The organism is Streptomyces niger, from assembly GCF_000718305.1.
In the GTDB taxonomy this organism is placed as follows: Bacteria; Actinomycetota; Actinomycetes; order Streptomycetales; family Streptomycetaceae; genus Streptomyces; species Streptomyces niger.
The window spans coordinates 115,200-132,356 of record NZ_JOFQ01000016.1 but is presented as its reverse complement, the minus strand read 5'-3'; the positions used below and the strand labels follow the sequence as shown (position 1 = coordinate 132,356).

The 17,157-nt window shown below is 73.8% G+C and carries 3 protein-coding genes; all 3 read right to left on the bottom strand.

What is annotated here, in order from left to right:
- The coding region (locus IF20_RS27460; protein WP_199896765.1) for a non-ribosomal peptide synthetase at positions 1-6,479 on the bottom strand (6,479 nt) is incomplete at its 3' end.
- Positions 6,480-6,632: 153 nt separating this feature from the next.
- Positions 6,633-6,839, bottom strand: coding sequence for an MbtH family protein (locus tag IF20_RS27455; RefSeq protein ID WP_052868034.1), 207 nt, complete (start codon positions 6,837-6,839; stop codon positions 6,633-6,635).
- A 30-nt stretch (positions 6,840-6,869) separates the two neighbouring features.
- The gene (locus IF20_RS27450; protein ID WP_052868033.1) at positions 6,870-17,084 is read right to left on the bottom strand and encodes a non-ribosomal peptide synthetase; all 10,215 of its coding nucleotides are present in this window, start codon (positions 17,082-17,084) and stop codon (positions 6,870-6,872) included.
- Positions 17,085-17,157: the final 73 nt, after the last annotated feature.

Genomic DNA, 17,157 nt, shown 5'->3' with positions numbered 1-17,157 from the left:
ACCGTCACGTGCTCGTCCCGGAGGAGTTGCCACATGGCGTCGGCGTTGCGGGTGGTGTCGTGGCTGACGATGACGGCGCGGCCGCCGGTGGCCAGGGCGCCCCACAGTTCCCAGACGCAGTTGGCCAGCAGGTGCAGGACGGTGTGGTGTTCGACGGCGTAGGCCGCGCCGGTCTTGAGGATGGCGAGCAGGCCGACGGCCGTCTGGAGGCTGCGCTCGACCGAGAGGGCGATGAGCTGCTCCGGGCCGGCGCCGTGGGACAGCAGGTGGTGGGCCAGCCGGTTCGCCGCCTCGTCCAGCTCTCGGTAGGTCAGTGTCTCGCCCGCGCAGGAGACGGCGAGCGCGTCCGGGGTGAGCGCGGCCCGCTGGGCCACCCGCTCGTGGATCGTGCCCTCCCAGGGGGCCGTGCCCTCCGTGACACCCCACTCCCGAACCAACCGGTCCCACTCGCCTGCGGCCAGCATGGAAACAGCCGAGACCGGCTGCTCCGGCGTGGCGGCCATGCCGGTGAGCAGTGCGGTCAGATGCGCCGCCAGCCGCTCGACGGTGGCCGCATCGAACAGCTCGGGGTCGTAGGCGAGGGCGAACGCCAGCTCGTCACCGGCGTACGCGATGAGGTTCAGCGGGAAGTTGGTGACGTCCGCGCCTTCGAGGCCGTGCAGCCGGACACCGTCGTCGGCCTGCCCGGTGTCGCCGTCCACGGGGAAGTTCTCGAAGGCGACCAGGCTCTCGAAGAGGTTGGTGCCCCGTTCGACGCCGCTCCAGCCCTGGATGCGCGGCAGCGGCACGTACTCGTACTGCCGCGCCTCGACCTGCGCCTCCTGCACACCGGCCAGCCACTCGCCGACCGGCAGATCACCGTCGACGGCGACCCGCACCGGAAGCGTGTTGATGAGCATGCCGACCATGGAGTCCGCGCCGGGGAGGTCGGCGGGGCGGCCCGAGACGGTGGCGCCGAAGACGACGTCCTGCTCGCCCGCGTACCGGGACAGCAGCAGCGCCCAGGCACCCTGGACGACGGCGTTGACGGTGAGCCGGTGAGCGCGCGCGAAGTCGTAGAGCTGCCGCGAGGCGCCGGCCGGGAGGCGGGTCACCAGCCGCTCGGCGGACTGCGCGCGGTGGGAGGTGGTGGGGCGACGGTCGTACGGCAGCGCCGTCGGCTCGTCGAAGCCGTCCAGCAGCGCGCGCCAGTACGCCTCCGCCTCCGTCAGGTCCTGGTGCTCCAGCCACTCCACGTAGGCGCTGAAGGGGCGCCGTGCGGGCAGGGCGGGCCGCTCGCCGGCCTGCAGCGCCCGGTAGGTCGTGGTCAGCTCGTCGAGCATCTGGAAGGTGCTCCAGCCGTCCAGCAGCACGTGGTGGGAGGTGCGCAGGACGCGGACCGCGGTGTCGGACGTCCGGGCGAGGGCGATCCGCACCAGCGGGGTGGCCGACAGGTCGATGCCGCGCGCCCGGTCCTCCGCCAGGTGGCGGGCCAGCGCCTCGGCCTGCTCGTCAGCGCTCAGGCCGCGCCAGTCCAGGTGGGTGACCGGCGTCGCCACGCGTCTTCGGACCACCATCAGTGGGCGGTCCACCTGCTCCCACACCACACTGCCGCGCAGGATCTCCAGGTGGTCGGTGACGTGGTGCCAGGCCCGCTCCAGGAGCCGGGGGTCGGTGACGCCGTCCAGGACGAAGCTCATCTGCTCGAAATAGGCACCGGAACCCGGTTCGGCGAGGGTGTGGAAGAGCATGCCGCTCTGCATGGGGGTGAGCGGGTAGATGTCCTCGACGTCCCGGCCGTCCCCGGCGATCCGGTCCACGGCGGCCTGGTCCAGGCCGGCGAGCGGGAAGTCGGACGGGGTGGCGCCGCCGCTCGCCGGGTCCTGGCAGTGGTCCAGCAACGCCCGCAGGGCGGTGAGGTGTGCGTGCGCCACCCGCTCCACCGTCGGCCGGTCGAAGACCTCGCCGGAGAAGATCCAGGTGAAGCCCAGGCTGCCGTCCTCGACCATGCCGACGATGTCGAGCAGGTACGGGCGGGGCTCGTCCGCCGCGTGGTCCTGGCCGAGGGCCGGCAGCCGGTCGCGGACCAGCCCGTCCTGCGCCGTGGTGCCGTCCCACTGACCGAGGTAGTTGAAGCTGACCGGGGGCAGCGGGTCGGCGTGCAGGGCGTGGCCCGGGGCACCGGGCAGGGAGAGGAACCGCAGGGCGTCGTAGCCGAGGCCGCGGCCCGGTACGGCCCGCAGCTGCTCCTTGACGGACTTGACCGCCACGTCCCAGCCGCCCGCGGGCAGCGTGAGCGCCACCGGGAAGTGCGTGGTGAACCAGCCGACGGTGCGGGAGAGGTCGACGTCGTCGAAGAGCTCTTCGCGGCCGTGCCCCTCCAGGCCGAGGACGAGCCGGTCGGCACCCGTCCATCCGGACAGGGTGCGGCCGAGGGCGGTGACCAGAATGTCGTTGATCTGCGTCCGGTACACGGACGGGACGCGGTGCAACAGCGCCGCGGTCTCCTCGCGGCCGAGGCGCACCTCGACGGTCTGCTCGGCGGCGGTGATGTTGCGGCCGGCCGGGTGGTCGACGGGGAGGGCGGGGGCGTTGCGGGGGTCGACGGAGCGCCAGTGGCCGATCTCGTGGTCGAGGCCGCCGTCGCGGACGTGTGCGGTGAGGCGTGCGGCCCACTGCTGGTAACTGCTCGTCCTGGGCCCGAAGTCGGCGGCCTGCCCCTGCGCGAGCTTGTCGTACGCGGTCGCCAGGTCCTCCAGGAGGACCCGCCAGGACACGCCGTCCATGACGATGTGGTGGACGGCGAGGAAGAGGCGCGGGGCCGTGTCGTCGCCGAGCAGGAAGTGGACGCCCTTGATCAGCGTGCCGGTGGACAGGTCCAGTGCGCGCTGGGCCTCCAGCGCGGCGTCGTTCAGGGCCTGCTCGACGTCTTCGGCACCGCCGAGGTCGCGGACGGTGAGGATGTCCGTGGGCCGGTCGCCGTACTCCTGTACCCACTCGGCGCCCTGGCGGGTGAAGCGCAGGCGCAGCGCGTCGTGGTGGGCGACGACGGCGTGGAGGGCGCGCTCCAGCAGCGCGGCGTCCGTGTCCGGGGCGAGTGCGAGGTGCACGGACATCGCGTAGTGGTCGGGGTCGACGGTGTGCTCGTCGAGGAACCAGCGCTGGATGGGCGTGAGTTCGACCCGCCCGGTGATCTCCTGGGGTGCCGCGGACGACGGCTGTCCGGCGGTGGTGACGACGCCCGCGAGAGCGGCCACGGTCTGGTGCAGGAAGAGCAGTTTGGACGTGAGGAGCAGGCCCGCCTGGCGGGCGCGCGAGACGACCTGGATGGAGAGGATCGAGTCGCCGCCCAGGTCGAAGAAGTTGTCGTGGATGCCGACGCGTTCGACGCCGAGCACATCGGCCCAGACTGCGGCGAGGGTCTCCTCGGTCGCGTCGCGGGGCGCGGTGTACTCCGTCGCGTGCCGGTCGGCCTGGGCCTCGGGCTCGGGCAGCGACCGCCGGTCGACCTTGCCGTTCGGCGTGCGCGGCAGCCGGTCCAGCGTGACGAAGAGCGCGGGGACCATGTAGTCGGGCAGCCGGCCGGACAGGTGGGTGCGCAGCTCGGAGATGCCCGGCTCCGCCTCGGCGCGCTCCGGCACCACGTACGCCACCAGGCGCCGCCGGCCGGAGTCCTCCTGCCGGGCCAGCACCACGGCGTCCCGCACGTCCGGGTGGGTGAGCAGGGCGCTCTCGACCTCGCCGAGCTCGATGCGGAAGCCGCGGATCTTGACCTGGTCGTCGGCGCGCCCGAGGAACTCCAGGTCCCCGGAGGCCAGCCGGCGGGCCCGGTCGCCGGTGCGGTACAGCCGGTCCCCGGGTACGAAGGGGTTGTCGGTGAACCGCTCGGCGGTCAGCTCCGGGCGCCCGTGGTAGCCGCGGGCGATGCCCTCACCGCCAATCCAGATCTCGCCGGGCACGCCCCGCGGGACCAGGTTCCGGTGCGCGTCCAGGACGTACACGCGGGTGTTGGGCAGCGGGCGGCCGATGGGCACGTACACGCTGTGGCGCAGGCTCTCCTCGGTCGGCACGAAGACCGTGGAGTCGACGGTGGCCTCGGTGCCGCCGTACGCGTTCACCACGACGCAGCGGGGCGGGATGCGGCGCAGCAGGGCGCGGCAGTCCTCCACGCGCCACCCCTCGGAGCCGACGGAGATCAGCCGCAGCGCGGGGAAGTCCTCGCCGCGCCGCTCGACCTCCTGCACGACGGCGTTGAGCAGGGACGGCACGATCTCCAGGCCGGTGGCGCCGGTCTCGGCGACCAGGTCGAGGAGCGCGGGCGGCTCCGTGGTGACGTCCTTCGAGGCAATGATCAGCGCGCCGCCGAAGGGCAGGGACCGGATGAGGTCGGCGAAGAAGAGGTCGACAGAGAGGCTGGACACCGACAGGAAGCGCAGTTTCAGGTCCGCGAGTCCGTACCGCTCGTCCCAGGCGGTGAGGATGTGCCGTACGTTGCGGTGCTCCACGGCGACGCCCTTGGGGTTGCCGGTGGAGCCCGAGGTGTAGATGACGTACGCCAGGTCCTCCGGGGCGACGGTGACCGGCGGCGGGGTGACGGGCAGCCGCCCGATCTCCTCCCGCTCCGCGTCGAGGTCGACGATCCGCAGGCCGTTCCCGCCGGGCAGCCGGCCGCGCACCGCGGTGCGGCTCACCACGATCCGGGCCCCGGAGTCCGCCAGCATGTAGGCGAGCCGGTCGTCGGGGAAGGCCGGGTCGAGCGGGACGTAGGCGGCGCCCGCCCGGAGGATGCCGAGGAGGCCGACGGCCATGGCGGACCCCCGCTCGACGCTCAGCCCGACCAGCGAACCGGGGCCGGCACCCAGGGTGACGAGGTGGTGGGCGAGCTGGTTGGCGCGCTCGTCCAGCTCCCGGTGGGTGAGCGTGGCGTCCTCGGCGACCAGCGCGACCGCGTCGGGTGTCCGGGCGGCCTGTGCGGTCAGCCGCTCGTGGAGGAGCGCGGGGTCGCCGGCCGGCAGGCCGGTGGCGTTCCACTCGACGGCGAGCTCGTGCCGCTCGTCCTCGGTGAGGAGCGGGAGGCCGGCCACCGGCCGGTCCGGGTCGGCGACCGCACCGGCGAGCAGGACGCCGAGGTGGCCGGTCATCCGGGCGATGGTGTCCGCGTCGAAGAGTTCGGTGCTGTACTCGACCAGGCCGTGCAGGCGCCCGTCGCGCTCCTCGAACTCGAAGGTGAGGTCGAACAGCGAGGCGTCCCGTTCGAGCGGGTACGGCGCGACGGTGGCGCCGGGGAGGGCGAGGGTGTCGGTGGGGGCGTTCTGGAGGACGACCATGGCCTGCACGAGCGCCGTGCGGCTGGGGTCGCGCTCCGGCTGGAGCGCTTCCACGAGCTTGTCGAACGGCACGTCCTCGTGCGCGAAGGCGTCCAGGACGGTGTCCTTGACCCGGGCCAGCAGCTCGGTGAAGGTCAGCTCGGGCGTCGCCTGGGTGCGCAGCACGACGGTGTTGACGAGGAAACCGACGAGCTGTTCCAGGTCCTTGTGCCCGCGGCCGGCGGACGAGGTGCCGACCGCGATGTCCTCCTGCCCCGACCAGCGCGCGAAGACGGCCTTCACGGCGGCCGTCAGCGCCATGAAGAGCGTCGCACCCTGCGTGCGGGCGAGCTCCTTGAGCGCGGTGACGGTCCCGGCGGGCAGGTCGAACTCGTGCACCGCACCGGCGGAGGAGCGCACCGCGGGGCGCGGCCGGTCGGTGGGCAGTTCCAGCGGGGAGATGCCCTTCAACCGGTCGCGCCACCACGCGAGCTGCCGGTCGAGGAGTTCGCCGTCGGCCATCCGGCCGCGCTGCCAGGCGGCGAAGTCCGGGTACTGGACGGCGACCTCGGGCAGCCGGGCCGGGCGGCCCTCGGACCGGGCCGTGCAGAGCTCGCCCAGCTCCCTGGCGATGACACCCATGGACCAGCCATCGGTGACGATGTGGTGCATCCCCAGGATGCAGATGTGGTCGTCGTCGGCGAGACGCACGAGCAGCACACGGACCAGCGGCCCGGCCGCCAGATCGTACGGCCGTGTCATCTCCGCCCGTACGGCCTCGCGGGCGGCGTCCTCACCGTCGGCTTCGACGGTCACCCACTCCGGGTCGAGCCGGTCGTGGACGATCTGCACCCCCACGCCGTCCCGGGACCCGAACGTCGTCCGCAGCGCCTCGTGACGGGCCACGAGGTCGCCGACGGCGGCGCGCAGCGCATCCGCGTCGAGGGGCCCGCCGATCCGCACGGGCAGCGCGGAGTGGTAGTCGGCGCTCTCCGGCGCGAAGTCCTCCAGGAACCACAGGCGCTCCTGACCGAAGGACATGCGCAGGTCACCGTCGCGCGGCACCGCCGGCACCAGCGGTGCCGCGGCGGCCGCCGCGGCCCCTGCCCGGCCGGCCAGGCGCTGGGCGAGCGCTTCGCGGAGGTGGTCGGGGAGCGCGGCTATCCGGTCCGCGTGGTCAGACGGCGTGTTCATGGGCAGGTTCCCCCTGGAAAGTACGGTCGGTGCTCGACGAGCGGGTCACAGCGGTGGTGGTGGCCACCGGGCCGGACCGTCGGTGTGCTGGTCATGGGCCGCGCGGCGGGGCGGCGGCCGCGGGTGGTGCCCGCCGCCTCGCCGCGCGGGGCGTCAGGCGGCGCCGGTGCGCAGGGTGCGCGGGCGCATGTCGGTCCAGTGGGTCTCGACGTACGCGAGGCACTCCTCGCGGGGGCGGTCGGCGAGCACGGTCTCCCAGCCGGCCGGGACGGCCGTGCCGGTGGGCCACAGCGAGTGCTGGCCCTCCTCGTTGACGAGGACGTCGTAGGAGCGGTCGGACTGCTCGAAGGGGTTGGACACGGTGAGCCTTTCGGTTCGGAAAAGAAGGGGTCAGGGGGTGGTGCCGGCGGACGCCTCCAGCTCCGCCAGGATCAGTTCCTCGATGCCGGCGGCGGTCTCGGCGACCGTCGGCCGGTCGAAGAGGGCCCGCGGTGACATGCCGGTGCCGAACAGGGAGTTGAGCCGCGCCACCGTGCGCAGGGCGACCAGCGAGTCCCCGCCGAGCTCGAAGAAGGTGTCGTGGACGCCGACCCGTTCGGCGCCGAGCACTTCCTGCCAGACCTCGGCGATCAGCTCCTCGGTGGGCGTCCTCGGGGCCACGTACTCCGTGCCGGTGCCGATCCGCTGCTCCGGCGCCGGCAGCGCCTTCCGGTCGACCTTGCCGTTGGCGGTCAGCGGCAGGGCCGTCAGCGTGGTGTACGCCGCCGGGAGCATGTGCTCCGGCAGCGCGGCCGCCAGGTGCGCGCGCAGCTCGGCAGTGCCGGGCAGCGGGGTGCCGCCGGCCGGGACCAGGTGGCCGACCAGGACCGTCCGGCCCGACTCGGGGTCGGTGTGCGGCACGACGGCGGCGTCGCCGACGGCGGGGTGGGCCACCAGCGCGGCCTCGATCTCGCCCGTCTCCACGCGGAAGCCGCGGATCTTGACCTGGCCGTCGGTGCGGCCGAGGAACTCCAGGGTGCCGTCCGGCCGCCACGCCACCAGGTCGCCGGAGCGGTACATCCGCGTGCCGGGGGCACCGAACGGGTCGGCGACGAAGCGTTCCGCGGTCAGCCCGGCCCGGCCGTGGTAGCCGCGGGCCAGCCCCGCACCGGCGATGCACAGCTCGCCCGGCACGCCGATGGGCGCCGGCTCCAGGGTCTCGGTCAGCACGTACACCCTGGTGTTGGCGAGCGGGACACCCAGCGGCACGGAACCGGAGCCCAGAGCGTCGCGCAGGTCGTGCGTGGTGGTGAAGGTGGTGGCTTCGGTGGGCCCGTACCCGTTGGTCAGCCGCAGTGCGGGGTGCGCGTCCAGAACCCGCGCGCAGTGGTCGGAGGAGAGCCGGTCGCCGCCCGCGACGAGCTGGCGCAGCCCGGCGAACACACCGATGTCGTCGTCGGTGATCTGGTGGAACAGGCCCGCGGTGAGCCACAGGTGGGTGACGCCGCCTTCCTTCAGCCACCGGCCCAGCTCAGCCGTGGTGGGCAGCTGCGGCGGGTGCACGGCCAGCCGTGCCCCGCGGAGCAGCGCCGCCCACAGTTCGAACGTCGAGGCGTCGAAGGACAGCGAGGCGAACTGCGCGACGGTGTCGCCCGGACCGATGTCGGTGTACTCGGTGCCGTGCACCAGGCGGACGACGGCCCGGTGCGGGGTGAGCACGCCCTTGGGAGTACCGGTCGAGCCGGAGGTGTAGAGGACGTAGGCCAGGTCGTCCGGTGCCGGCGGCGGCGCGGGTGCCGTGCCGCCCGGCCGGGCGGCAACGGCCGCGGCGTCGCGGTCCAGATCGACGACGCGGGCCCCGGAGGCGGGCAGCCGGTCGCGCAGCCGCTCCTCGGTGACCAGCAGTTCCACCCCGGCGTCCGCGATCATGTACGCCAGCCGGTCGGCCGGGTAGTCAGGGTCCAGCGGTACGTAGGCGGCACCCGCCTTGAGGACGGCGAGCAGTGCGGTGACCGCCTGCGCGCCGCGCTCCAGGCACAGACCCACGAGGGCGTCCGGACCGGCGCCGAGGGAGACGAGGTGGTGGGCGAGCCGGTTGGCCCGCTCATCCAGCTGACGGTAGGTCAGCTCCTGGCCCGCGTGGGTCAGGGCCACCGCGTCGGGATGCGCGGCGACCCGCGCGGCGAACAGCTCCGGCAGCGCTGCCTCGGGCAGCTCGTGGGCGGTGTCGTTCCAGGCCCGCACGGTCAGCTCGGTCTCGGCGGCGGTGCGCATCGGCACCGCGGCGACCTGCGTCCCGTCGGCACCGGCGGCGAGGGAGACGAGCAGCGCCTCCAGGTGGCCGCAGAGCCGGCCTGCGGTCCCGTCGTCGTACAGCTCGGTGTCGTACGCGAGGGTGTAGGTCAACTCGTCGCCCGCGTAGGCGATCAGGTTGAGCGGGTAGTTGGTGGCCTCGGTTCCCGAAAGGCCGCGCAGGCGCAGCCCGTTGGCGGCGGCCGACTCGTCGTCCATCGGGTAGTTCTCGAAGACGACCAGACTGCGGAAGAGATCGTCACCGCGCTCGACGTCACTGCACGCCTGGATGCGCGGCAGCGGTACGTACTCGTACTGGCGCGCCTCGGCCTGGGACTGCTGGATGTCCGCGAGCCAGTCGGTGACCGGTGCGCTCCCGTCCACGCGCACCCGGACCGGCAGGGTGTTGATGAGCATGCCGATCATCGACTCGGCCCCGGGCAGACCGGCCGGACGGCCGGAGACGGTGGCACCGAAGACCACGTCCTGCTGTCCCGAGTGCCGGGCCAGCAGCAGCGCCCAGGCGCCCTGCAGCACGGTGTTGACGGTGAGCCGGTGCCGGCGGGCGAAGTCGAACACCTTCCGGGAGGCCTCCGGCGACAAGCAGCGCGAGAGCCGCCCGGTGGAGCCGGTGCGGTGGCCGGGCGCGGTGTGCCGCAGCACCGGCAGCGGGGTCGGTGTCGAGAAGCCGGCCAGGGTGTCCCGCCAGTAGCCCTCGGCAGCGGCCATGTCCTGCCGCTCCAGCCAGTCCACGTACGCCCGGAAGGGCCGGCGGGCGGGCAGTACCGGTTCCCGGCCGGCGGCGAGGTCCGCGTACGCGGAGTGCGTCTGGGCGAGGAGGTCGAAGGTGGACCACCCGTCGAGCAGGATGTGGTGGAAGGCGCACACCAGCCGGACCGTGGTGTCCGTGAGCCGGATGACGGTGAGCCGCATCAGCGGCGCGCTCGTCAGGTCGACGGGGCGTGCCCGGTCCTCGGCGACGAAGCGGCGGACCGCCTCGTCGCGCTCCCCGGCGGACAGCGCGCGCAGGTCGAGGTGTGTCACGGGCATGGTGACCTGGCGCCGTACCACCATCAGCGGGCGCTCGACGTCCTGCCACTCCAGCGACGAACGCAGCACGCCGACGCGGTCGGCGACCTGCTGCCAGGCCCGGGCGAGCAGGGCCGGGTCGGTGACGCCGTCGAGCTCGAAGGTCATCTGCTCGGCGTAGGCGGCCGGGTCGGACAGGGTGTGGAAGAGCATGCCGCTCTGCATCGGGGTGAGCGGGTGGATGTCCTCGATGTCGCGGCCGTTGCCGGCGATCCGGTCGACTGCCGCCTGGTCGAGCCCGGCCAGCGGGAAGTCGGACGGCGTCGCCCCGCCGTTCCCGGGCTGCAGGCAGTGTTCCACCACCTCGCACAGCGCCGCGCGGAACGCGTCGGCCAGCCGCTGGACGGTCTCGGTGCGGTGCGCGGCGGGGGAGTGGATCCAGTCGATGCGCAGTTCACCGTCGCCGACGGCGGCGACGATGTCGATGAGGTGCGGACGGGGCTGCTCCGGGGCCTGGTCGGCGCCGAGCGCCGCCAGCCGGGCGCGTACGAGGCCGCCGTCGTCGGCGGTGCCGTCCCACTGACCGAGGTAGTTGAAGCTGATCTCGGGGTGCGGGGCCGTCGCGAGGGCGGTGTGCGCGGCGCTGCCCGGCTCGGACAGGTGCCGCAGGGCGCCGTGGCCGATGCCGCGTCCCGGTACGGCCCGCAGCCGCTCCTTCACGGACTTCAGGGCCTGTCCCCAGTCGCCGCCGGGGGCGTCCAGCGTGACGGGGTGGATGGTGGTGAACCAGCCGACGGTGCGGGACAGGTCGATGTCGTCGAAGAGCTCCTCACGCCCGTGGCCTTCGAGCGCGACGGTGACCGGGGCACCGGCCCAGTCGTGCAGGACCCGGCCGAGCGCGGTCAGCAGGACGTCGTTGATCTGGGTGCGGTACGCGGCGGGCACCCGCTGCAGCAGGGCCTCGGTCTCGGCCCGGCCGAGACGTACCGATGCGGTCGCCGTCTCGCCGAAGGTGCCGGCGTCCGGGCCCGGCCGGCCGTCACGGGGCAGCGGGCGGACCGCGGCGGATGTCTCCTGCCAGTGGGCGATCTCCCGGTCGAAGGCTCCGGAGCGCACGTGGTCGGTCAGGCGCTGTGCCCACTGCTGGTAGCTGCTCGTCCGGGCACCCAGGTCGGCGGGGAGCCCTTCGGCGAGCCGGCTGTAGGCGGTGGCCAGGTCCTCCAGCACGATGCGCCAGGAGACGCCGTCCATCACCAGGTGGTGCACCGCCAGGAACAGCCGCGGCGGCCGGGACGGGCCGAGGCGGAAGAACACACCCTTGACCAGGGCGCCGCTCGCGAGGTCGAGGGAGCGCTGCGCCGCCAGGGCCGCCTCGTGCAGGGCGGCGTCCCGCTCGTCGTCGGCGAGGGCCGACAGGTCCTGCACGGTCAGCGGCGGAACGGGGGCGTCGCCGTACTCCTGGACCCACCGGCCGTCCTTGCGGGTGTACCGCATGCGCAGGGCGTCGTGGTGGGTGACGACCGCGCCGAGGGCCCGCCCCAGGAGGGCGGTGTCGGTGTCGGGGGCCAGTTCGACCTGAGCCGACATGCCGTAGTGATCGGGGTTGACGGTGTGTTCGGTGAAGAACCAGTCCTGGATGGGGGTGAGCAGGACTTCGCCCGCCACCTCGGACGGCTCGGCGGACGCCTCCTCCGTGGTGCCGACGGCACCGGCCAGAGCGGCGATGCTCTGGTGCAGGAACAGCAGCCGGGAGGTGAGGCGCAGCCCGGCCTGGCGGGCGCGGGAGACGACCTGGATGGACAGGATGGAGTCGCCGCCCAGGTCGAAGAAGTTGTCGTGGATGCCGACCCGTTCGACTCCGAGGACATCGGCCCAGACGGCGGCGAGGACCTCTTCGGTACGGTCGCGGGGCGGGGTGTGGTCCGAGCCCTGTTGCCCGGCCCGTACGTCCGGCGCCGGCAGGGCCCGCCGGTCGACCTTGCCGCTCGGGGTGAGCGGCAGCCGCTCCAGCGGGACGTACAGCGCGGGCACCATGTAGTCCGGCAGCGAACCGGCCAGGTGGGTGCGGAGCTCGCCGGTGGTGAGATCGCGGTCGGCCACCAGGTAGGCGACCAGACGCCCCCGGCCGGCCTCGTCGTGGTGGACGACGACCACCGCGTCCCGCACCTCCGGGTGACGGCCGAGCGCCGTCTCGATCTCGCCGAGTTCGATGCGGAAGCCGCGCACCTTGACCTGGTCGTCGGCGCGGCCGAGGTACTCCAGGGTGCCGTCGGCGCGCCAGCGGGCCACGTCGCCGGAGCGGTACATGCGCTCGCCGGGGCCGCCGTACGGGTCGGCGACGAAGCGTTCCGCGGTGAGGCCGGGCCGGCCGTGGTAGCCGCGGGCCAGGTGCGGACCGGCGATGTACAGCTCGCCGGGGACGCCGACGGGCACGGGCTGGAGTGCCGCGTCGAGCAGCCGGACGCGGGTGTTGGGCAGCGGGGTGCCGATCGGGGGGACCGCGCCGCCGGTGAGCGGTGCGCTCATGGTGGCGACGACGGTGGACTCGGTGGGTCCGTACGCGTTGATCATGCGGCGGCCGGCCGACCAGCGGGCCACCAGGTCGCCGGTGCTGGCCTCGCCGCCGACGACGAGGGTGCGCAGCCCGTCGAGGCCCTCGGGCGTCAGGGTCGCCACGGCGGACGGCGCCAGCAGGGTGTGCGTGATCCGGCGCTCGCGCAGGAAGCCCTGGAGGGCCTCGCCGACGACCGGGCCGTGCGGCGGCAGGACCAGGGTGGCCCCCGCCGGCAGCGCCATCACGACTTCCATGATCGCGCCGTCGAACGACGAGGAGGCGAACTGCAGGACGCGGCTGTCCTCGGTGACGGCCAGCCGGTCGATCTCGGCGGAGGCGAGGTTGCCGATGCCGCGGTGCGGGACGAGGACACCCTTGGGCGTACCGGTGGAACCGGAGGTGTAGATGACGTACGCGAGGTCGTCGAGGGCCGGGCCGGGCTCGGGCGCGGTGGTGGGCAGCGCGGCGAGCGTCCCGCCGTCCCGGGCGAGGTCCACGACGGTGGCCCCGGTGTCCGGCAGCCGCCGCACGAGCTCGGTGCGGGTGACGACGATGCGGGCGCCGGAGTCCTGCACCATGAAGGCGAGCCGGTCGGCCGGGTAGCCGGGGTCCAGCGGCAGGTAGGCGGCGCCGGACTTCATGATGCCGAGCAGACCGACGACGGTCTCGGCACCGCGTTCGAGACACAGGCCGACGAAGGTGCCGGGCCCCGCGCCGAGCGACCGGAGGTGGTGGGCGAGCTGGTTGGCCCGCTCGTCGAGCTCCTGGTAGCTGAGGACGCCGCGGGTGTCCTCCACGGCCGGCGCGTCGGGCCTGCGGCGCGCGCTCGCCTGGACGAGCTGCGGAAGGGTGCCGGTCAGGGTGTCGGCGCGGGCGCCGTTCCAGCCGCGCAGGACCTGTTCGTACTCGCCTTCCGTCAGCATCGGGAGCGTGCCGAGGGCCCGGTCGGGCCCGGTGGCGGCCGCGGCCAGCACGGTGTTCAGGTGACCGGCGAAGCGGGCGATGGTCGCCTCGTCGAACAGGGCGGTGCTGTAGCTCACCTGGGCGGTGAGCCCGTCCCCGGTCTCGAAGAACTCCACGGTCAGGTCGAACGGTGCGGCCTCGCGGGGCACCGGGTGGTCGGCGGTCTCCAGGCCCGGCAGCCGGACGCGGTCGCCGGGGGCGTTCTGCAGGACGACCATGGCCTGCACCAGAGGCGTGCGGCTGGTGTCGCGCGCCGCACCGACGGCGTCGACGAGCCGTTCGAAGGGCACGTCCTCATGCGCGAAGGCCTCCAGGACGGTTTCCTTCAGCTGTCCCAGCAACTGCTGGAACGTCATGTCGGGGTCGACGCGGGAACGCAGCACCACCGTGTTGACCAGGAAGCCGACGAGGCCTTCGAGGTCACTGTGGTTGCGGCCGGAGGAGGCGGTGCCGACGGCGATGTCCTGCTGGCCGGACCAGCGGGCGAAGACCGCCTTCACGGCCGCGGTCAGCGCCATGAAGAGGGTCGCGCCCTGTCGCTGCGCGAGGTCCCTGAGGGCGTCGGTGGTGCCGGCGGGGACGGGGAAGGTGTGGACGGCGCCGGCGGAGGAGCGTACGGCCGGGCGCGGCCGGTCCGTGGGCAGCTCCAGCGGGGCGAGGTCCGCGAGGCGCTCGCGCCACCAGTCCAGGTGCCGGTCGAGCAGGCCGCCGCCTTCGAGGCGGCCCCGCTGCCAGGCGGCGAAGTCGGGGTACTGCACGGCCACGTCGTCCAGCCGGGGCGCTCGCCCCTCGGTGCGGGCGGCGTACAGCTCACCGAGCTCCCGCGTGACGATGCCCATGGACCAGCCGTCGGTGACGATGTGGTGCATGCCGAGGACGCACACGTGCTCGACCTCGCCGAGCCGGACGAGCAGCACGCGAGCCAGCGGGCCGGCCGTCAGGTCGTAGGGGCGGTTCGTCTCGGCGCGGGTGAGCTCCCGCAGCCGGTCCTCGCGGAGCGCCTCGTCGATGCCGCTGAGGTCCTCGGTACGCCACTCGGGAGCGAGCTGGGGATGCACGACCTGGACGCCGTGGCCGCCGACGACACCGAAGGTGGTGCGCAGCGACTCGTGGCGGGCGGTGAGGTCCTGCACGGCGGCGTGCAGGGCCGCCGCGTCGAGGGCGCCGGTCAGCCGCAGGCCGGTGACGGTGTGGTACTCGGCGCTCTCGGGGTCGAAGTCCTGCAGGAACCACAGCCGCTGCTGGCCGTACGACATCGGCAGGGCGCCGTCGCGGGAGACGACGGGGATGGAGGTGTCGCCGGCGGACTCCTCCGGGGTCACCGACGCGGCGAGACCGGCGATCGTCGGGTGGTCGAAGAGGACGCGCGGCGGCAGCGTGATGCCCAGCGCCGTGCGCATGCGGGAGACGGCGCGGACGGAGAGGATGGAGTTGCCGCCGAGGGCGAAGAAGTCGTCGTGGATGCCGATGTCCTCGATGCCGAGCACGTCGGTCCAGACGCCGGCGAGGGTCTCCTCGACGGGGTTGCGCGGTGCGGCGCGGTCGGTGCCGGTGTTCTCCTGCACCGTGGCGGGGTCGGGCAGCGCCTTCCGGTCCACCTTGCCGTTCGGGGTGAGCGGCAGGGTGTCCAGGACCACGATCGTCGTGGGGACCATGTGGTCGGGCAGGCCCGCGGCGAGGTGTGCACGGAGGTCGTCCGGTGCGGGGCGGCGCTCGCCGGAGGGGGAGACGTAGGCCAGCAGGTTGGTGTTGTGGGTGAGGACGACGGCCTGGGCGACGTCGGGGTGGAGCGCGAGGGCGCTCTCGATCTCGCCGAGTTCGATGCGGAAGCCGCGCACCTTGACCTGGTCGTCGGCGCGGCCGAGGTACTCCAGGGTGCCGTCGGCGCGCCAGCGGGCGATGTCGCCGGAGCGGTACATGCGCTCGCCGGGCGCACCGTAGGGATTGGCGACGAAGCGTTCCGCGGTGAGGCCGGGCCGGCCGTGGTAGCCGCGGGCGAGGCCGGCGCCGGCGATGTACAGCTCGCCGCGCACCCCCGCGGGCACCGGGCGCAGTGTCTCGTCGAGGACGTACACCGCGAAGTTGGCGATGGGCGTGCCGATCGGCGGGACCGTCGCGCCGCTGAGCGGGGCGCTCATGGTCGCGCAGACGGTCGTCTCGGTGGGCCCGTACGCGTTGATCATCCGGCGGCCGCGGGACCAGCGGGCGACCAGGTCGGCGGTGCTGGCCTCGCCGGCGACGACGAGCGTGGCGCCGTCGGGCAGGCCGCGGCCCTCGGGGAGCACCGCGACGGTCGCCGGGGTGAGGGTGGCGTGGGTGACGCCGTGCGCGGCGGCGTAGGCGGCGAGCGGCTCGCCCGGCGCGAGGGTCTCCTTGCTTCCCATGACGAGCGCGGCGCCGGTCAGCAGTCCCATGCACACCTCCCAGAACGCCGCATCGAAGCTGGCGGAGGCGAACTGGAGGACGCGGCTGCCGGGCGTGACGTCGAACGCCTCGGCCTGCACGGCGGCCAGGTTGCCGATGCCGGAGTGGGAGACGAGCACACCCTTGGGGCGACCGGTGGAGCCGGAGGTGTAGATGGCGTACGCGAGGTCCTCGAGTACGGGGTCCGTGTCGGGGGCGGTGGCCGGGTGGGCGTCCAGCGCGGCCCGGTCGGCGGTGAGATCCACGAGGGCAGCGCCGGTGTCCGGCAGCCGGTCGCGCAGTTCGCGCTGGGTGACGACGATGCGGGCGCCGGAGTCCTGCAGCATGTACGCGAGCCGGTCGGCCGGATAGGCGGGGTCGAGCGGCAGGTACGCGGCACCGGCCTTCATGATGCCGAGCAGGCCGGCCGCCATGGCGGCGCCGCGCTCGACGCAGAGGCCGATCAACCGGTCGCGTCCCGCGCCGCGTTCGATGAGGTGGTGCGCGATGCGGTTGGCGCGCTCGTCCAGTTCGCGGTAGGTGACGGAGCCGTCCTCGTCGATGACGGCGGTGGCGTCGGGGCGCGCGGCGACCTGAGCGGCGAACAGCTCGGGGAAGGTGCCGGTGGGCACGTCCCGCGCGGTGTCGTTCCAGTCGCGCACGACGTGCGCGAACTCCTCGTCGGTGAGCAGCGGCAGCGCGGAGAGCGGCAGCGACGGGTCCTCGGCTGCGCCGGTGAGCAGCACGGCGAGGTGACCGGCGAACCGGGCGACGGTCGCCTCGTCGAAGAGGGCCGTGCTGTGCCGGATACGGATGCGCAGCGCGGCGGCGGAGACCTCCACCGATAGGTCGAGCGGGTCGAAGTCCCGTGCCGCGGGCGGGAGTTCGTCGAGTACGGCGGTCATGGCCTGGATGTACGGGGTGATGCTGGTGTCCCGCTGGGGGGCGAGTGCGTCGACGAGCTCGGCGAAGGGGACACCGTCGTGCGCGAGGGCGTCGGTCAGCGCCCGGGAGGCGCTGCCGAGCAGCGTGGCGAAGGACGCGGCCGGCTCGACGCCGGTGCGCAGGACGACGGTGTGGCCGGTGCGCGGCGAGACGGTGCCGAGGGCGATGTCCTCCTGCCCGGTGTAGCGGGTGAGCAGGGCGGCGACGGCTGCCGCGAGAACCGCACCGGGGGTGCTGTCCTGACGTTGTGCCAGGTCCGCGAGGGCCGCCGCGGCTCGGTCGGGCAGGGCGCACTCGTAGGCGGCGGTGCCGGCCGACCGGACGACCGGGCGCGGCCGGTCGGCCGGCAGCTCCAGGGGCGGAACGCCGTCCAGTCGGTCCCGCCAGAACTCGGTCGGGTCGGGGACTGCCCGGTTCACCGGCGCGTCGGCGCGAGCCACGTCTGTACCTCCAGGGAAGGCGGCTTCCGGACATGGGCGTGCCAGGGCAAGGAGCCGGAAGCCGACAAAGGAA